Here is a 16,325-nt window from a genome sequence, read left to right on the forward strand (position 1 = left end):
CGTCGCTCGACGGACCGTCCATTGCCGCAGGTGGCCGCGGGTGGGGATGCTGGGGCGGTGAGAGCGATAGCCAGGAAGAGCATGTCCCGCAGGTCCCTGCTGCGCGGGATCGGCGGTGTCGGAGCGGCCGCGGCGCTCGCCGGGTGCGGGGTGCCCGCCGCCTACGTCGACGAGCGGGACCGGGCGGGCCGCGACCTGTCCGCCCGCGACCGGACCCTCGACTTCGCCAACTGGCCGCTCTACATCGACACCGATGACGACGACACGTCGAAGCGCCCGACCCTGGACGCCTTCCGCGCCCGCACCGGGATCTCCGTCCGCTACACGGAGGAGATCAACGACAACGACGAGTTCTTCGGCAAGATCGGCCCCTCCCTGATGAACCATCAGGATCCCGGCCGCGACATCGTCGTCGTCAGCGACTGGATGGCCGCCCGCTTCGTCCGCCTCGGCTGGGTCCAGGAGATGGACCGCGCCGCCCAGCCCCACGTCGCGCAGCACCTCAACCCGCAGCTCCGCTCGCCCGCCTTCGACGCGGGCCGGCTGCACACCGTGCCCTGGCAGTCCGGGATCACCGGCATCGCGTACAACCGGAAGAAGCTCGGCCGGGAACTCCGCTCCACCAAGGAACTGTGGGCCGACGACCTGCGCGGCAAGGTCACCCTGCTCTCCGGCCTCGACGAGTCGATGTCCCTGCTCCTCCAGGGCAACGGCGTCGACGTGACCCGGTGGACCCGCGACGACTTCCACGCCCTGTGCGAGCAGATCGAGGGACTCGTCCGGAAGAAGCACATCCGCCGCTTCACCGGCAACGACTACATCAAGGACCTGTCCACCGGCGACGTGCTCGCGTGCCAGGCGTACTCCGGCGACGTCATCCAGCTCCAGGCCGACAACCCGGACATCGAGTTCGTCGTCCCCGAGGAGGGCGCCGAACTGTGGGCCGAGTCCCTCATGATCCCCAACCGGGCCCAGCACAAGTCCAACGCCGAGAAGCTGATCGACTACTACTACGAGCCCGAGGTCGCCGCCGAACTGGCCGCCTGGGTCAACTACGTCTGCCCCGTGCCGGCCGCGCAGGCCGTCCTCGCGGACTCCGGCGACGAGGAACTCGTCGCCCTCGCCGAGGACCCGCTGATCTTCCCGGACGCCGACATGCAGAGCCGGCTCGCCATCGCCCGCGACATCCGCGCCGACGAGCGGCAGGAGTTCGCGAAGCGGTGGAACGGGATCGTGGGTCTGTGAGTCCGGGTTCGTGAGTCCGGGTTCGTGAGTCCGGGTTCGTGAGTCCGGGTTCGTGAGTGGGGGTCCGCGCGTGAGGCCGACCCCCATTTTTGAACACGTTCATGTGAGGCGTACGCTGCCGTCATGAGCGACTCGAACGGGCCGAGAGCCCTTCTCACGCGCATCCGTGGCTGGCTGGTCGTCTTCGTCGTCTGCCTGGTCCTGAGCGGCGCCACCGCCTTCCCGCTCGTCACCGAACTCCGGCTGCTCGACGAGGCCTTGGCCTCGTGGGCGGCGCCCGTGGCCGAGCTGTTCCCCGGACTCGCGGACTGGATCGCCCGGGTGCGGGACGGGGTCCAGGCCGCAGACCGGCAGGCGCCGTACCTTCTCTACGGAACGGACTGGCTCGCCTTCGCGCACCTCGTCATCGCGGTCGCCTTCTACGGCGTGTACCGCGACCCCGTCCGCAACATCTGGGTCGTCGAGTTCGGGATGATCGCCTGCGCGGGCATCGTCCCGCTCGCCCTGATCTGCGGGCCGATCCGGGACATCCCCTTCTGGTGGTCGGTCATCGACATGTCCTTCGGCGTCATCGGGATCCTGCCGCTGCTCGTCGTACGCCGGATGATCAAGCGCCTTGAGGCCGCGACGACGGCTCCGGCGCCGGAGGCCGTACCCGCGTAGCGGCCTCCCGGACCGCCGCCGTCACCCGGTCCAGGGGTACGCCGGTGGGGACGGTCACGCCCAGGGCGGCGACCGTCCCGGCCGGGCCCCGGACCGGAGCGGCCACCGTGATCTCGCCCAGGCGGTACTCCTCGGCGCAGACCGCCAGGCCCTCCGCGCGGACCCGGGCCAGCTGCGCGGCCAGGACGCCCGGCGAGACCACCGTGTGGCGGGTGTGACGAGCGGGCCGGGGGAGGTCCGTCGGGGGAGCGGTGAGCAGGATCTTCCCGTACGCCGTCGCATGGCCCGGCAGCCGCTCCCCGCTCACCAGGCACAGCACGCCGTCGGCACCGGGACCGGACAGGACCGCCACGTCCGCGTGCCCGCCCGTCCTGGCGCCCAGCACCCGCAGCGCGGGCAGCGCCGCGTCGAGGAGCCCGCGCGGGCAGGGCGCCGCCGCGCCGAGCGACCGCAGCCGCAGGCCCAGCCGGTACGTGCCGTCCGCGCCCCGCTCCAGACCGCCCCAGGCCACCAGCTCCCGCACCATGCGCAGCGCCGTCGGCGCCGGGAGTCCCGTCCGCGCCGCGATGTCGGTGAGCCGCAGCGCCACCGGGCCGCCCGGCGGCCCGTCGAAGGCGTCCAGTACCGAGAAGAGCCGTCCCGCCACGCTCTCGCCCATGTCCCCGACCGTGCCTTTCACTCAGTGGAAGCCCGGACTTCCCGCCCCGCCCGGCCCGTACGAGGCTCAACGCATGAACCTCGGTCTCGCTTCCGACACCCTGCTCTCCACCACCCGCGCCGTCCGCCACCGCCTCGATCTCACCCGGCCCGTACCCCGCGCGCTCCTGGAGGAGTGCGTGGACCTCGCAGTCCAGGCGCCCACCGGCCGCAACCGGCAGCGCTGGCACTTCGTGATCGTCACCGACCCGGCCCGCCGCGCCGTCCTCGCCGACCTGTGGCGGGCCTCCCTCGCCGCGCCCGGCGCCCACCAGCCGCTGCCCGACCGGGACGTGCGCCGGGCCGAGGTCGCGCCCGGCGTGATGAACCGGGTCTACTCCGGCGTCGGGCATCTCCACCGGCACCTGCACGAGGTCCCGGCCTATGTCATCCCCTGTGTCGAGGGACGGACCGAAGACGCCTCCGTCACCCATCAGGCCGGTACCTGGGGGTCGATCCTGCCCGCCGCCTGGAGCTTCATGCTCGCCGCCCGCGAGCGCGGGCTCGGCACGGTGTGGACGACGGGGAACCTGCCGATGGAGCGGGAGTTCGCGCGCTTCCTCGGCATCCCGTACGAGCACGTGATGCAGGCCGCCTTCATCCCCGTCGCGTACACGATCGGCACCGACTTCCGGCCCGCCCGGCGGATCCCGCGCGAGCAGGTCCTCCACTGGGACGCGTGGTGATCAGTCCGGGAGGCCGTACGCCGACACCATGAGCGTCAGCGCCGTCCGGTTCATGTCCTGGCCCTTGGCGTCGGTGGAGTTGACGCTGTAGACGAGGGTGCGCGCGCCGTCGCGGGTCGAGGCGACGGCCGCGTTGTAGCCCCAGCGGCCGCCCGTCTTGCCCCACACCTCGCGCCCGCCGAGCCGCTTCATCGACAGACCGGAGGCGTACGCGGCCGGGCCGCCCGTCTTCATGTCCGGGACCTTCGGCAGCGTGAACATCTCCTCCAGGAGCGGTCCGCGCACCACCCGGCCCGCGAACAGCTCCCGGGTGAACCGCTCCAGGTCGGCGGTGGTCGAGACGATGTCGCCGGCCGCCCAGCCGTCCGTCGACCCCCAGACGGAGACGTCCCGCAGCCCGGTCGTGCCGTCGTCGAGCCGCATCGTCTGGTAGCCGTGGTTGTACGGACCGGTGATCTCGGGGTCCGTACCCGGGAAGGACGTGCCGTGGAGGCCGAGCGGGCGCAGGATCCGACGCTCCACCTGCCGCTCGTACGTGTCGCCCGTGACCCGCTCCACGATCAGACCGGCGATCGTGTAGCCGATGTTGAGGTAGTGCTGCTTCGTGCCCGGCCGGAACTCGCGCGGCTTCGCCGTCGCCGAGCGGACCATCCCCTCCGGGGTGTGGACGGTGAACCGGTTCGCGTACCACTCCTCCACGGTCGTGCCCGGGAAGTCGGGGGCCGGGATGCCGTGGGTGTGGTTGAGGAGCTGTCGGACGGTCACCGTGGCGTACCGGCCGGGGATCAGCTCCGGGAGGTACGAGCGGGCCGACCGGTCCAGGTCGATCCGGCCCTCGGCGGCGAGCTGGAGGACGGTCGCCGCCGTGAAGACCTTCGTCACCGAGCCGGCCCGGAAGCGGGCGGCCGGGTCCGCCGGGGCGCCGCTCTCCAGGTCGTGGACGCCCGAACTCCCCTGCCAGGAACCCTCGGTGCCGCCGACCCGGACCAGCGCGGCCGTCGCGTCCGCGCGGGGGAGACCGGCGATCGCGGCCGACATCGCCGCCTCCAGGGAGGGAGTCTCCTGAGAGGAGGTCGCCTGCGCGGCGGCCTGCGCGGTCGCGGTCGCGGCCGTGGCCGGGACGATCGCCGGCCCCGTCGCCACCCCCAGGACCAGGGCGGCGGCGAGCAGGGTGCGGGTGGACTTCTTCATGGTCAACTCCCGTGGTGTGAGCCGTTGTTCTCGATGGCTCCATCCTGCTGACCTGGGAGGATCCGCGGATCGCCCGCACCGGCGGTCTTGAAGGGGTCAGTTCCTCGCCGACGCGGGGGAGGAGCCGGGGCCCGGGCCTCCCCCGGCCGGGGGAGAACCCGCCGCGACCAGGCCCGTCTCGTACGCGCAGATCACCGCCTGGATCCGGTCGCGCAGCCCCAGCTTGGCCAGCACGTTCCCCACATGGGTCTTCACCGTGTGGTCGCTCACCACCAGCTCCGCCGCGATCTCCGCGTTCGACAGGCCGCGCGCGAGCAGCAGCAGCGTCTCCCGCTCCCGGCCGGTCAGGACGTCGAGCCGCGGGTCAGGGCCGGGGGCCGTCCGGCGCGGCCCGCCCGCGGTGTACTGCTCCACGAGGCGCCGTGCCACGGACGGCGCGAGGAGCGAGTCGCCCGCCGCCACCACCCGGACCGCGTGCACGAGGTCGTCCCTGCGCACGTCCTTGAGGAGGAAGCCGCTCGCCCCCGCGTGCAGCGCCTCGTACACGTACGCGTCGGTGTCGAAGGTCGTCAGGATCACCGTCCGGCAGTCCGACTCCGCGCTGATCGTCCGGCAGGCCTCGATGCCGTCCGTCCGGGGCATGCGGATGTCGAGCAGCGCCACGTCGGGCGCCAGCCGGCGCACCGCCTCGACGGCCTCCGTCCCGTCCCCGGCCTCCGCGACCACCTCGATGTCCGGCTGCGCGTCCAGGATCATCGCGAACCCGCTGCGGACCAGCTCCTGGTCGTCGGCGACCACCACCCGGATCGTCATGCCCTCGCCCCCGTCGTCTCCGTCGTGGAGGGTACGGGGAGCAGGACCCGCACCTCGAAGCCCCGGCCGCCGGGGCCCGGGCCCATCGCCGCCGTGCCGCCGTGCGCGGCCGCCCGCTCCCGGATGCCGACGAGGCCGTGGCCGCCGGAGCCCGCCTGCGGGCCGCGCCCGTCGTCGGTCACCGTCACCCGCAACACGCCCTCCGCATGGGCCAGCCGGACCTCGGCCGTACGGGCCCGAGCGTGCTTGACCACGTTCGTCAGGGCCTCCTGGACGATCCGGTAGGCGCTCGCGCCGGTCGCCGAGGGCAGGGAACGGACCCCGCCCTCCGTCGCGTACGTCACGGTCAGGCCGCCGACCCGGACCCGCTCCACCAGCTCGGGGATGCCCGCGAGGCCGGGCTGCGGCTCGCGCGGGGCGGCCCCGCTCTCGGAGCCCTCGCGCAACACCCCGAGCATCTGCCGCAGTTGGACCATCGCGTCGCGGCCGGTCGACGAGATCGCCTCGAAGGCGGCCTCCGCGCGCTCCGGGGCCGCCCGCACCGCCACGGGTCCCGCCTCCGCCTGCACGACCATCAGGCTCACCGCGTGCGACAGGATGTCGTGCATCTCCCGCGCGATCCGGGCCCGTTCGCGGGCGGCGGCCCGCTCGGCCTCGATCCGGTGCTCCCGCTGCCGCGCGTCCTGGAGCCGGCCGAAGACGTACGCAGCGCCGAACACGAAGAGGGAGAAGGTCAGTTCCCGCATCGACTGGGTGTTGAGCCACACCGAGGCCGGTACCGCGACCACGAGCAGGGCCGCCGTCGCCAGCCGCTTCCACGGCGGGGAGAGCACGGCGATCGTGTAGACGCTGACGAGCCCCGTGTACGGCAGCGGCTGCCCCGGCCCCTCCAGGGCCACCTTGTACAGCGCGCTCGCCGCGAGGATCGCGAGCAGGACGGCGAGCGGCGCGCGCCGCCGCCAGACCAGCGGCAGCACCGTGAGCGACGTCAGCCCGTACGCCGGCCAGGTCGCCGGCTCCAGCTCGGGCCCGCGCGGCACCACGAACGGCATCGTCATCGCCGCCTGCACGAGGAGCGCGATCCCGATGTCCACCGCCCACGGGTTCGCCGCGCCCCAGCGCCGCGCCCGCTCCCACCCGCCGCGTACCGCCCCCGGTATCTCCCCCCGCCCGGCCATTACGGCTTGCGGCCCACCGCGCCGAACTGTGCGACCTCGGCCGTCCCTTCGGAGCGCCAGCGCGCGCAGGACACGATGCCCGGCTCCAGCAGGTCGAGCCCGTCGAGGAAGGAGGTGAACTCGGCCCGGCTGCGGGCGGTGATCGGCGGGGTCGCGTTCTCGTTCCAGAACGCCATCGCGGCCTTGTTGCCCTCGCCGCCGAGCTCCGGCTCCAGCGTCGGGTGGGTCAGCACCAGGTAACTGCCGGAGGGGACGGCGTCCATCAGGGTCCGCACGATCTTCCGGGCCTCGCCGGTGTCCAGGACGAAGTTGAGGATGCCGAGCATCAGCACCGCGACCGGCCGGGACAGGTCGAGCGTCGCGGCGGCGGCCGCCAGGATCTTCTCCGGGTCCTGCGCGTCCGCGTCCACGTACTCGGTGACCCCCTCCGGCGCGCTCGTCAGGAGCGCCCGGGCGTGGGTGAGGACGATCGGGTCGTTGTCGACGTAGACGATCCGGGAGTCGGCGGCGACCCGCTGCGCCACCTCGTGGGTGTTGTCGGCGGTCGGCAGGCCCGTACCGATGTCGAGGAACTGGCGCACGCCCGCGTCGGCGGTCAGGTGCGTCACCGCCCGGCCGAGGAACGCCCGGTCGGCGCGGGCGACTTCGCCGATGCTGGGGTAGAAGGAGGTGACCTGGTCGCCGACCGCGCGGTCCACCGGGTAGTTGTCCTTGCCGCCCAGCCAGTAGTTCCACACCCGGGCGTTGTGGGCGATGTCGGTGCGGATCCGGTCGTTCATGCGCGAGCCTTTCGCAGGACGGCGGCGAGTGCGTCGACCCGGTTCGTGGTGATCGAGTCGACCCCGTTGAAGATCAGCTTACGCATGGTGCGGGCGGTGTCCGCCGTCCAGGCCGACACGAGCAGACCGTCCCGGTGCACCCGCTCGGTCAGCTCCCGACTCACGAGACCGAAGCGGTAGTTGAGCCACTTCGGCCGCACCGCGTCGAGCAGGACCCGCCGGGGCGGGGCGAGCGAGGTCCAGGTCAGGGCGATCTCGGCGGACGGGTCGGCGGCCCGCACCTGGAGCATGGCCACGGACCCCGCGCAGTAGTACACGCGCTCCCCGGCGCCGCACTCGCGGACCGTGCCGACGATCCTGCGGACCGAGTCCTCGTTCCCGCCGGGAAGGTCCAGCATCAGCCGGTGCGCCCCCGCCGTGATCAGCGCCTGGCGCAGGGTCGGTACGCCGTCGTGCGTCAACTCGCGCAGCAGCTCGTACGAGAGCCGGGACAGCGGCTGGTCGTGGCCCCACAGCCGCTTGAGGGTGTCGTCGTGGAGGAGGACGGGCACGCCGTCCTCGGTGAGCCGGACGTCGACCTCGACCGCGTCCGCCCCCCGCTCGATCGCCGAGGCGATCGAGGGGAGGGTGTTCTCACGGACGCGGTACGGGTCGCCGCGATGACCTACGACAGTGACAGGGCGCATGGCCCCATTCTCACCGTCGTCAGCGGGCCAGCCAGCCGTCCGTGTACGTGTCGATCTCGGCGGCGATCCGCGCCTTGCCGGCCGTGTCGAGGAACGAGGCCTCCACCGCGTTCTTCGCGAGGGCGGCGATCCCGCGCTCGTCGAGGCCGAGGAGCCGGGCGGCGACGGCGTACTCGTTGTTGAGGTCCGTGCCGAACATCGGCGGGTCGTCGCTGTTGATCGTGACGAGGACCCCGGCGTCCACCATCTGCCGGATCGGGTGCTCGTCGAGCGTGGCGACGGCCCGCGTGGCGATGTTGGAGGTCGGGCAGACCTCCAGGGCGATGCGGTGCTCGGCCAGATGGGCGAGGAGCGCCGGGTCCTGGACCGAGCTGGTGCCGTGGCCGATGCGCTCGGCGCCCAGGTCGTTGATCGCGTCCCAGACCGTCTGCGGGCCGGTCGTCTCGCCCGCGTGCGGGACGGAGCGCAGACCGGCGGCGCGCGCCAGGTCGAAGTACGGCTTGAACTGCGGGCGCGGGACCCCGATCTCGGGGCCGCCGAGACCGAAGGAGACCAGGCCCTCGGGGCGGATCCCGTCGGTCGTGGCGAGCCTCGCGGTCTCCTCGGCGGAGGCGAGGCCGGCCTCGCCGGGGATGTCGAAGCACCAGCGCAGGATCGTGCCGAACTCGGCCTCGGCCGCCTTGCGGGCGTCCTCGATCGCCGCCATGAAGGCGCGCTCGTCGATGCCGCGGCGGGTGGAGGAGTAGGGCGTGATGGTCAGCTCGGCGTACCGGATGTTCTGCCGGGCCATGTCCCGGGCGACCTCGAAGGTCAGCAGCCGGACGTCCTCGGGGGTGCGGACCAGGTCGACGACCGACAGGTAGACGTCGATGAAGTGCGCGAAGTCCGTGAACGTGAAGTAGTCGGTCAGGGCCTCGGGGTCCGTGGGGACCTTGGAGTCCGGGTGCCGGGCCGCGAGCTCGGCGACGATGCGGGGCGAGGCGGAGCCGACGTGGTGGACGTGCAGCTCGGCCTTGGGCAGGCCCGCGATGAAGGGATGGAGGTCGGTCATCAGGTCATCGTAGGCCGGGCGGTTCCCCCTCAGGGGTGAGGTCGTAGCATGGCGTGACCACGATGGGGGAGGCCCATGTCTGACAACCGAGACCAGCCGCAGGGCGGGTACGACCCGGCGGACCCGTGGGCTCCGCCGAACCGTGACGGGGTGGAACTGAGCAAGCCGACGCCGGCGACGCCGCCGGTGCACGACCAGCTGACCGTCACGTCCATGCCGGCCGCGACCGGCCCCGGTGGCGAGGTACCGCCGCCCCCGGTCGCCCCCGGCGGCCCGGCGGCCACGCCCGGCTACGGCTACCCGGCGGCCACACCGCCCGCCGGCGCCTACGGCTACCCGCCCGCCGCGAGCACGCCGCCCGGCGCGCCGACGGCTTCGGGGTACGCGTACCCCTCCTACGGCGCCGGGTACGGCGCCCAGCCGCCCGGCTGGCAGCAGCCGCCGTCCAACGGCATGGGCACCACGGCGATGGTGCTCGGCATCGTCGCCGTGGCCGGATTCTGTCTGTACGGCCTGGGCGTGATCCTCGGCATCCTGGCGCTGATCTTCGGCATCATCGGCATGAAGAAGGCCGGCCGGGGCGAGGCGACCAACCGGGGCATGGCGCTCGCCGGCGTCATCCTCGGCTCGATCGGCATCGTCGTCAGCGCCGTCTTCCTGGGATTCATGATCTGGGCGATCGCCCAGGACTCGACGTCCTACGAGGACGGCGGCGACCCGTACGGCAGCCTGACCGTCCAGAGCACCCGCTAGCCGGACCCGTATGTGACAGGGCCCCGCACCTCACGAGGTGCGGGGCCCTGTGCCGTGCTCACCCGCCGCGCAGCCGCTCCCGTGCCTCCATCAGGGCGAAGCCCAGGAGGTTCAGGCCGCGCCAGCGGGCCGGGTCGTGGGCGCGGGGGTCGTCGGCCGCGAGGCCGATGCCCCAGATGCGGTCCATGGGACTGGCCTCCACGAGGACACGGGTGCCCGTGCCGAGGAGGTACGCGCGCAGGGCCTCGTCCGAGGCGAACTTGTGGACGCTGCCCTCGACGACGATGCCGAGGCGCTCCCGCTCCCACACCGTGTCGTCGAAGTCCCGCACCAGCCGGCCGGCCTTCTTCGCCTCCGCGGGGGTACGGGCGGACAGCGCGGCCCGCTCGGCCTCGGCGTCTCCGAAGAGGCGGGCCTTGGCCGCCATCATCCAGTGCTCGGCGGTCGCGTACGGCACCCCGTCGACCACGAAGCGTGCCGGCCACCACTGGCTCAGGCAGCTGGCCGAGAGCCGTCCGTCGGGGTGCGGGCGGTGGCCCCAGAAATGCAGCCATTTGACGTGCTCACCGGCGTTGACCTGCTGTGTCAGCTCGTCGATCTTCTTCATGCACGCGAGTCTGGCATCCGCCACGGACACTCCGTACGGAGATTTTCCGGCCACCTCGACACATGGTCGACCGATTCCGTTGCGTAACCAAAAGGCAACAACGGAATCACTTGTTGGGGTGGCATCCTCATGTCAGGATCGGCACTCAATTCGAGCTGGGACAACGGAGAGCGTCATGGGCAACCGCTTCCAGGTGACGGACCGCTTCGCGGACGGCGCACAGTACATCGGCGGACGGCTCCGGGCCGGGACCTCCGATCGGGAACACACGATCATCAACCCCGCGACCGGCGAGGGCATCTACACCTACCGGCTCGCCTCCACCGCGGACGTGGACGAGGCCGTGGCCGCCGCCAAGGCCGCCTTCCCCGGCTGGTCGGGCGCCACGCCGGGCGAGCGCTCCGACGCCCTCCACCGCTTCGCCGGCGTCCTCGCCGACCGGGCCGAGGACATCGCGCGGGTCGAGTCGCTCCAGGCGGGCAAGCCGCTCCGGCTCACCACCGAGTTCGACGTACCGGGCACGATCGACAACACCGCCTTCTTCGCGGGAGCCGCCCGGCACCTCCAGGGCCAGGCCGCCGCCGAGTACAGCGGCGACCACACCTCGTACATCCGGCGCGAGGCGATCGGCGTCATCGGCTCCATCGCCCCCTGGAACTACCCGCTCCAGATGGCGGCCTGGAAGATCCTCCCGGCGATCGCCGCCGGCAACACGATCGTCCTGAAGCCCGCCGAGATCACCCCGCTGACCTCGCTGATGTTCGCGCAGGCGGCGACCGAGGCCGGTATCCCCGACGGTGTCATCAACATCGTCAGCGGCTCCGGGCGGGTCGTCGGCGAGCACCTCGTCGGCCACCCCGACGTCGTCATGACCTCCTTCACCGGCTCCACCCCGGTCGGCAAGCGCGTCGCCGAGGTCGCCACCTCCACCGTCAAGCGCCTCCACCTGGAGCTCGGCGGCAAGGCCCCCTTCGTCGTCTTCGACGACGCCGACCTGGAGGCCGCCGCCAACGGCGCCGTCGCCGCCTCCCTCATCAACTCCGGCCAGGACTGCACCGCCGCCACCCGCGCGTACGTCCAGCGCCCGCTCTTCGACGCCTTCGTCGCCCGCGTCGCCGAGCTGATGGAGACGGTCCGCGTCGGCGACCCCTTCGAGCCCGGCACCGACCTCGGCCCGCTGGTCAGCCACGCCCACCGCGACAGCGTCGCCGGCTTCGTCGAGCGCGCCCGCGGCTACGCCACCGTCGTGACGGGCGGCGAGATCCCGGGGGCCGGAGAAAATGAAGACAGCCTGAAGGACGGCGCGTACTATCGTCCGACCCTGATCACCGGTGCCGCGCAGGACAGCGAGGTCGTGCAGTCGGAGATCTTCGGACCGGTCCTGGTGGCCCTGCCCTTCGACAGCGACGACGAGGGCATCCGGCTCGCCAACGACACCCCCTACGGCCTCGCCGCCTCCGCCTGGAGCCGGGACGTCTTCCGGGCGAACCGCGCCACGCGAGAGCTGCGGGCCGGCTGCGTCTGGGTCAACGACCACATCCCGATCATCAGCGAGATGCCGCACGGCGGCACCAAGGCATCGGGATACGGAAAGGACATGTCGATGTACTCCTTCGAGGAGTACACGCAGGTCAAGCACGTGATGTTCGACAACACCGCGGTGGCCGCGAAGGACTGGCACCGCACGATCTTCGGGGACCGATAGCCCGTTGCCGCCTGACCAGCGGCGAACCCATCCCGAAAGGGCACAGCGCATGGAGCAGTACGAGCCCGAAAGCCTGTCCGCCGCGCAGCTCGCGGCGGTACGGCGCAGCATGACGAGCGGCCGGGGTGCCCTCAGCCGTCGTTCGATGCTCCGCGCGGGCGGCGTGGGCGCGCTCACGGTCGGCGGTCTCGCCGGCCTGAGCGCCTGTGGCATCCCGCCGGCCAAGCGGGAGGGACAGGGCCCCGCCTCCACGGACGTCTCGGCCAAGGAGAAGAGCGTCGCCTTCTCCAACTGGACCGAGTACATGGACATCAGCGAGGACGAGAAGTCCCGTCCGACGCTGGAGGCGTTCGCGAAACGCACCGGGATCAAGGTCAAGTACACCGAGGACATCAACGACAACGTCGAGTTCTTCGGCAAGATCAAGCCGCAGCTCGCGGCCGGCCAGGACACCGGCCGCGACCTGATCTGCGTCACCGACTGGCTCGCCGCCCGGATGATCCGGCTCGGCTGGGTGCAGAAGCTCGACCCCGCGAACCTGCCCAACGCCTACGCGAACCTCTCCGCGCAGTTCCGGCGCCCCGACTGGGACCCGGGCCGCTCCTACTCGTACCCGTGGACGGGCATCTCCACCGTCATCGCGTACAACTCCAAGGCGACCGGCGGCAAGAAGGTCGACTCGGTCACCCAGCTCCTGGACGACCCCGCGCTCAAGGGCCGCGTCGGCTTCCTCACCGAGATGCGCGACACCGTCGGCATGACCCTGCTCGACATGGGCAAGGACCCGGGCGACTTCACCGACGCCGAGTACGACCAGGCGATAGGCCGGCTCCAGAAGGCCGTCGACAAGAAGCAGATACGCCGCTTCACCGGCAACGACTACACCTCCGACCTGGACAAGGGCGACCTGGCGGCCTGCCTCGCCTGGGCCGGTGACGTCATCCAGCTCCAGGCGGACAACCCGGACATCAAGTTCGCCGTCCCGTCCGCCGGATACATCACCTCCAGCGACAACCTGCTGGTTCCCGCCCAGTCCAAGCACAAGACCAACGCCGAGAAGCTCATCGACTACTACTACGAGCTTCCCGTCGCCGCGCAGCTCGCCGCGTACATCAACTACGTCTGCCCCGTCGACGGGGTGAAGGACGAGCTCTCCAAGATCGACCCCGAGCTCGCGAACAACACGCTGATCCTCCCGGACAAGGCCATGGCCAAGAAGTCGCGCGCCTTCCGCTCGCTCACCAGCGCGGAGGAGACGGCGTACGAGGAGAAGTTCGCCAAGCTCATCGGCGCCTGAGCCCGACGTCGTCCACCTCCCTCACTCCCCTGGGACAGCAACCCATGACTGACAAGACTGCTCATACCGGAAAGAACACTGGCGGCGGCGACGTCCGTCTCACCGGGATCAGCAAGGCGTACGGCTCCTTCACCGCCGTCCACCCGCTCGACCTGACCGTCCCGCAGGGCTCCTTCTTCGCCCTGCTCGGCGCCTCCGGCTGCGGAAAGACCACCACGCTGCGCATGATCGCCGGCCTGGAGGACCCGAGCACCGGCACCATCTTCCTCGGCGACAAGGACGTCACGGACCTCCCGCCCTACAAGCGGCCCGTCAACACCGTCTTCCAGTCCTACGCGCTCTTCCCGCACATGGACATCACCGAGAACATCGCCTTCGGTCTGCGCCGGCGCGGCGTCAAGTCGGTGAAGAAGCAGGTCGACGACATGCTGGAGCTCGTCCAGCTCGGCGACAAGGCCCACCACAAGCCGCACCAGCTCTCCGGCGGCCAGCAGCAGCGCGTCGCCGTGGCCCGTGCGCTCATCAACCACCCGCAGGTCCTGCTCCTCGACGAGCCGCTCGGCGCGCTCGACCTCAAGCTGCGCCGCCAGATGCAGCTGGAGCTCAAGCGGATCCAGACCGAGGTCGGCATCACCTTCGTGCACGTCACGCACGACCAGGAGGAGGCCATGACCATGGCCGACCAGGTCGCGGTGATGAACGGCGGCCGTGTCGAGCAGCTCGGCGCCCCCGCCGACCTGTACGAGAACCCGCAGACCACCTTCGTCGCCAACTTCCTCGGCACCTCGAACCTCATCGAGGCCGAGGTCCTGGAGACCGGCTCCGCCGGCGGCGACGTGCTCGCCACGGCCGGCGGCGGCAAGCTCCGGATACCCGGCGACCGCTGTACCTCCGCCGTCCGCCAGGGCGGCAAGGTGCTCGTCGGCGTCCGCCCCGAGAAGATCTCGCTCGCGCACGCGGACGACGCCGGTTCGATCGCCGACGGCCGCAACCGGGTCACCGGCCGGATCGTCGACTCCTCCTTCATCGGCGTCTCCACCCAGTACGTGGTGAACAGCCCGGCGGGCGCGGAGCTCCAGGTGTACGAGCAGAACGTCGACAGGCGTACGGGACTCCTTCCCGGCGCCGAGGTCGTCCTGCACTGGAACCCGGCGCACACCTTCGGGCTCGACGCGGCGCAGGACATCGACGCGGGCGTGGAGACGGTGGAGGACGCCGGATGAGCACATCGACCCTCACGAAGGAGGAGGCACCGCAGCCGGTCGCCGAACCGGTGCTGCGCAAGCCCTCCACCCGCAAGCGGCTCGTCCCGTACTGGCTGCTGCTGCCCGGCATCATCTGGCTGCTCGTCTTCTTCGCGCTGCCGCTGGTCTACCAGGCGTCGACCTCGATCCAGACCGGCTCCCTGGAGCAGGGCTTCCAGGTCACCTGGCACTTCCAGACCTACTGGGACGCCTTCACCGAGTACTGGCCGCAGTTCGTCCGCTCCCTGCTGTACGCCGGGACCGCGACCCTGCTGTGCCTGCTGCTCGGCTACCCGCTGGCGTACCTGATCGCCTTCAAGGCCGGCCGCTGGCGCAACCTGCTCCTGGTCCTCGTCATCGCCCCGTTCTTCACCAGCTTCCTCATCCGGACGCTCGCGTGGAAGACGATCCTGGCCGACGACAGCGTCGTCGTCGACGTGCTGAACGCGCTGCACGTCCTCGACGTGACCAGCTGGCTCGGCTGGACCGAGGGCGAGCGCGTGCTCGCCACGCCGATGGCCGTGGTCTGCGGTCTCACGTACAACTTCCTGCCGTTCATGATCCTGCCCCTCTACACCTCCCTGGAGCGGATCGACGGCCGGCTGCACGAGGCCGCGCAGGACCTGTACGCCTCCCCGGCGACGACCTTCCGCAAGGTGACCTTCCCGCTGTCGATGCCCGGCGTCGTCTCCGGCACCCTGCTCACCTTCATCCCGGCCAGCGGCGACTACGTCAACGCCGAACTGCTCGGCTCGACCGACACCAAGATGGTCGGCAACGTCATCCAGTCGCAGTTCCTGCGGGTCCTCGACTACCCGACGGCCGCCGCGCTCTCCTTCATCCTCATGGCGATCGTGCTGGTCATGGTCACCGTCTACATCCGCAAGGCCGGAACGGAGGACTTGGTCTGATGCGTTGGATCCGCCGGAACCTCGTCGTCATCGCGGGCCTGCTCACGCTCGCGTACATGATCCTGCCGAACATCGTCGTGATGGTGTTCTCGTTCAACAAGCCGAACGGGCGCTTCAACTACTCCTGGCAGCGCTTCTCCCTGGACGCCTGGAAGGACCCCTGCGGCGTCGCCGACATGTGCGAGTCGCTCTCCCTCTCACTCCAGCTCGCCGCCTGGGCCACCGTCGGTGCCCTGATCCTCGGCACGATGATCGCCTTCGCGCTCGTCCGCTACCGCTTCCGGGCGCGCGGCGCGATCAACTCGCTCATCTTCCTGCCGATGGCGATGCCCGAGGTCGTCATGGCCGCCTCGCTGCTCACGCTCTTCCTCAACATGGGGATCGAGCTGGGCTTCTGGACGGTCCTGATCGCCCACATCATGTTCTGTCTGTCGTTCGTCGTCACGGCGGTCAAGGCCCGGGTCATGTCCATGGACCCGCGTTTGGAGGAGGCCGCGCGCGACCTCTACGCGGGCCCCGTGCAGACCTTCCTGCGCGTGACCCTGCCGATCGCCGCGCCCGGCATCGCCGCCGGCGCGCTGCTCGCCTTCGCGCTCTCGTTCGACGACTTCATCATCACCAACTTCAACGCGGGCTCCACCGTCACCTTCCCCATGTTCGTCTGGGGCTCGGCGCAGCGCGGAACCCCCGTTCAGATCAACGTCATCGGCACCGCGATGTTCGTCCTCGCGGTACTGATGGTGGTGGCCGGGCAAATCATTACGAACCGGCGCAAGAAAACAGCAACAGCCTGAGCAATAGGCAGCTCAGGCACCGAAGG

17 protein-coding genes are annotated in these 16,325 nt (G+C 71.1%); 9 read left to right on the forward strand and 8 right to left on the reverse strand.

Going from position 1 to position 16,325, the window contains the following annotated elements:
• Positions 1-81 precede the first annotated feature (81 nt).
• Positions 82-1,245 (forward strand): spermidine/putrescine ABC transporter substrate-binding protein, encoded by a 1,164-nt coding sequence (locus ACFC0G_RS31270; protein ID WP_376409601.1) that lies wholly within the window; start codon positions 82-84, stop codon positions 1,243-1,245.
• Between the two features lie 123 nt (positions 1,246-1,368).
• Positions 1,369-1,908, forward strand: a complete 540-nt coding sequence (locus ACFC0G_RS31275) for a hypothetical protein (RefSeq protein ID WP_376409604.1) — start codon at positions 1,369-1,371, stop codon at positions 1,906-1,908.
• Here ACFC0G_RS31275 and ACFC0G_RS31280 read toward each other — a convergent pair.
• On the reverse strand, positions 1,853-2,566 hold the full coding sequence (locus ACFC0G_RS31280) for an IclR family transcriptional regulator (protein WP_376409607.1): 714 nt from the start codon (positions 2,564-2,566) through the stop codon (positions 1,853-1,855). The two genes, ACFC0G_RS31275 and ACFC0G_RS31280, sit on opposite strands and share 56 nt — an antisense overlap.
• 73 nt (positions 2,567-2,639) lie before the next feature.
• Here ACFC0G_RS31280 and ACFC0G_RS31285 point away from each other — a divergent pair, with 73 nt between their 5' ends.
• Positions 2,640-3,290 carry a nitroreductase family protein gene (locus ACFC0G_RS31285; protein WP_376409610.1) on the forward strand — a complete coding sequence of 217 codons (651 nt, stop codon included), beginning with the start codon at positions 2,640-2,642 and terminating at the stop codon, positions 3,288-3,290.
• Here the strand turns inward: ACFC0G_RS31285 and ACFC0G_RS31290 are convergent, their stop codons facing one another.
• The 6 genes from ACFC0G_RS31290 to ACFC0G_RS31315 form a co-directional block, all read right to left on the reverse strand.
• Entirely contained in the window at positions 3,291-4,481 is a 1,191-nt protein-coding gene (locus ACFC0G_RS31290; RefSeq protein ID WP_376409613.1) for a serine hydrolase domain-containing protein, read from the reverse strand.
• Positions 4,482-4,577: 96 nt separating this feature from the next.
• Positions 4,578-5,294, reverse strand: a complete 717-nt coding sequence (locus ACFC0G_RS31295; protein WP_376409616.1) for a response regulator — start codon at positions 5,292-5,294, stop codon at positions 4,578-4,580.
• Positions 5,291-6,472, reverse strand: coding sequence for a sensor histidine kinase (locus tag ACFC0G_RS31300; RefSeq protein ID WP_376409619.1), 1,182 nt, complete (start codon positions 6,470-6,472; stop codon positions 5,291-5,293). The genes ACFC0G_RS31295 and ACFC0G_RS31300 overlap by 4 nt, the downstream gene beginning before the upstream one ends.
• The gene (locus tag ACFC0G_RS31305) at positions 6,472-7,251 is read right to left on the reverse strand and encodes an SAM-dependent methyltransferase (RefSeq protein ID WP_376409621.1); all 780 of its coding nucleotides are present in this window, start codon (positions 7,249-7,251) and stop codon (positions 6,472-6,474) included. Before ACFC0G_RS31305 ends, ACFC0G_RS31300 begins: the two co-directional genes overlap by 1 nt.
• The gene (locus ACFC0G_RS31310) at positions 7,248-7,937 is read right to left on the reverse strand and encodes a glycerophosphodiester phosphodiesterase (protein ID WP_376409623.1); all 690 of its coding nucleotides are present in this window, start codon (positions 7,935-7,937) and stop codon (positions 7,248-7,250) included. The genes ACFC0G_RS31305 and ACFC0G_RS31310 overlap by 4 nt, the downstream gene beginning before the upstream one ends.
• 19 nt (positions 7,938-7,956) lie before the next feature.
• On the reverse strand, positions 7,957-8,988 hold the full coding sequence (locus ACFC0G_RS31315; RefSeq protein WP_376409626.1) for an adenosine deaminase: 1,032 nt from the start codon (positions 8,986-8,988) through the stop codon (positions 7,957-7,959).
• 75 nt (positions 8,989-9,063) lie between these two features.
• On the opposite strand from ACFC0G_RS31315, the gene ACFC0G_RS31320 reads away from it, so the two are divergent.
• On the forward strand, positions 9,064-9,741 hold the full coding sequence (locus ACFC0G_RS31320; RefSeq protein WP_376409629.1) for a DUF4190 domain-containing protein: 678 nt from the start codon (positions 9,064-9,066) through the stop codon (positions 9,739-9,741).
• 58 nt (positions 9,742-9,799) lie between these two features.
• Here the strand turns inward: ACFC0G_RS31320 and ACFC0G_RS31325 are convergent, their stop codons facing one another.
• Positions 9,800-10,348, reverse strand: a complete 549-nt coding sequence (locus ACFC0G_RS31325; protein ID WP_376409632.1) for an NADAR family protein — start codon at positions 10,346-10,348, stop codon at positions 9,800-9,802.
• Positions 10,349-10,523: 175 nt separating this feature from the next.
• Between ACFC0G_RS31325 and ACFC0G_RS31330 the strand changes: the two genes are divergently transcribed.
• Genes ACFC0G_RS31330 through ACFC0G_RS31350 form a run of 5 tightly spaced genes read left to right on the forward strand, consistent with a single transcriptional unit; the run spans position 10,524 to position 16,299 of the window.
• Positions 10,524-12,053 carry a gamma-aminobutyraldehyde dehydrogenase gene (locus ACFC0G_RS31330; RefSeq protein ID WP_376409636.1) on the forward strand — a complete coding sequence of 510 codons (1,530 nt, stop codon included), beginning with the start codon at positions 10,524-10,526 and terminating at the stop codon, positions 12,051-12,053.
• 49 nt (positions 12,054-12,102) lie between these two features.
• On the forward strand, positions 12,103-13,350 hold the full coding sequence (locus ACFC0G_RS31335; RefSeq protein ID WP_376409639.1) for a PotD/PotF family extracellular solute-binding protein: 1,248 nt from the start codon (positions 12,103-12,105) through the stop codon (positions 13,348-13,350).
• A 44-nt stretch (positions 13,351-13,394) separates the two neighbouring features.
• Positions 13,395-14,573 carry an ABC transporter ATP-binding protein gene (locus ACFC0G_RS31340; protein WP_376409642.1) on the forward strand — a complete coding sequence of 393 codons (1,179 nt, stop codon included), beginning with the start codon at positions 13,395-13,397 and terminating at the stop codon, positions 14,571-14,573.
• Complete coding sequence (locus ACFC0G_RS31345; protein ID WP_376409645.1) at positions 14,570-15,505, forward strand: ABC transporter permease; 936 nt, start codon at positions 14,570-14,572, stop codon at positions 15,503-15,505. The genes ACFC0G_RS31340 and ACFC0G_RS31345 overlap by 4 nt, the downstream gene beginning before the upstream one ends.
• Positions 15,505-16,299 carry an ABC transporter permease gene (locus ACFC0G_RS31350; RefSeq protein WP_024755644.1) on the forward strand — a complete coding sequence of 265 codons (795 nt, stop codon included), beginning with the start codon at positions 15,505-15,507 and terminating at the stop codon, positions 16,297-16,299. The genes ACFC0G_RS31345 and ACFC0G_RS31350 overlap by 1 nt, the downstream gene beginning before the upstream one ends.
• Positions 16,300-16,325 lie beyond the last annotated feature (26 nt).

Origin of the sequence: Streptomyces sp. NPDC056169, assembly GCF_042268445.1 — a bacterium.
Lineage (GTDB): Bacteria > Actinomycetota > Actinomycetes > Streptomycetales > Streptomycetaceae > Streptomyces.

Excerpts from the sequence above, each read along its gene's own strand:
- ACFC0G_RS31285 (WP_376409610.1), top strand. The coding sequence starts at position 2,640 with ATGAACCTCGGTCTCGCTTCCGACACCCTGCTCTCCACCACCCGCGCC.
- ACFC0G_RS31275 (WP_376409604.1), top strand. The coding sequence starts at position 1,369 with ATGAGCGACTCGAACGGGCCGAGAGCCCTTCTCACGCGCATCCGTGGC.
- ACFC0G_RS31340 (WP_376409642.1), top strand. The coding sequence starts at position 13,395 with ATGACTGACAAGACTGCTCATACCGGAAAGAACACTGGCGGCGGCGAC.
- ACFC0G_RS31295 (WP_376409616.1), bottom strand. The coding sequence starts at position 5,294 with ATGACGATCCGGGTGGTGGTCGCCGACGACCAGGAGCTGGTCCGCAGC.
- ACFC0G_RS31350 (WP_024755644.1), top strand. The coding sequence starts at position 15,505 with ATGCGTTGGATCCGCCGGAACCTCGTCGTCATCGCGGGCCTGCTCACG.
- ACFC0G_RS31270 (WP_376409601.1), top strand. The coding sequence starts at position 82 with ATGTCCCGCAGGTCCCTGCTGCGCGGGATCGGCGGTGTCGGAGCGGCC.
- ACFC0G_RS31325 (WP_376409632.1), bottom strand. The coding sequence starts at position 10,348 with ATGAAGAAGATCGACGAGCTGACACAGCAGGTCAACGCCGGTGAGCAC.
- ACFC0G_RS31330 (WP_376409636.1), top strand. The coding sequence starts at position 10,524 with ATGGGCAACCGCTTCCAGGTGACGGACCGCTTCGCGGACGGCGCACAG.
- ACFC0G_RS31345 (WP_376409645.1), top strand. The coding sequence starts at position 14,570 with ATGAGCACATCGACCCTCACGAAGGAGGAGGCACCGCAGCCGGTCGCC.
- ACFC0G_RS31290 (WP_376409613.1), bottom strand. The coding sequence starts at position 4,481 with ATGAAGAAGTCCACCCGCACCCTGCTCGCCGCCGCCCTGGTCCTGGGG.
- ACFC0G_RS31335 (WP_376409639.1), top strand. The coding sequence starts at position 12,103 with ATGGAGCAGTACGAGCCCGAAAGCCTGTCCGCCGCGCAGCTCGCGGCG.
- ACFC0G_RS31300 (WP_376409619.1), bottom strand. The coding sequence starts at position 6,472 with ATGGCCGGGCGGGGGGAGATACCGGGGGCGGTACGCGGCGGGTGGGAG.
- ACFC0G_RS31320 (WP_376409629.1), top strand. The coding sequence starts at position 9,064 with ATGTCTGACAACCGAGACCAGCCGCAGGGCGGGTACGACCCGGCGGAC.
- ACFC0G_RS31310 (WP_376409623.1), bottom strand. The coding sequence starts at position 7,937 with ATGCGCCCTGTCACTGTCGTAGGTCATCGCGGCGACCCGTACCGCGTC.
- ACFC0G_RS31305 (WP_376409621.1), bottom strand. The coding sequence starts at position 7,251 with ATGAACGACCGGATCCGCACCGACATCGCCCACAACGCCCGGGTGTGG.
- ACFC0G_RS31280 (WP_376409607.1), bottom strand. The coding sequence starts at position 2,566 with ATGGGCGAGAGCGTGGCGGGACGGCTCTTCTCGGTACTGGACGCCTTC.
- ACFC0G_RS31315 (WP_376409626.1), bottom strand. The coding sequence starts at position 8,988 with ATGACCGACCTCCATCCCTTCATCGCGGGCCTGCCCAAGGCCGAGCTG.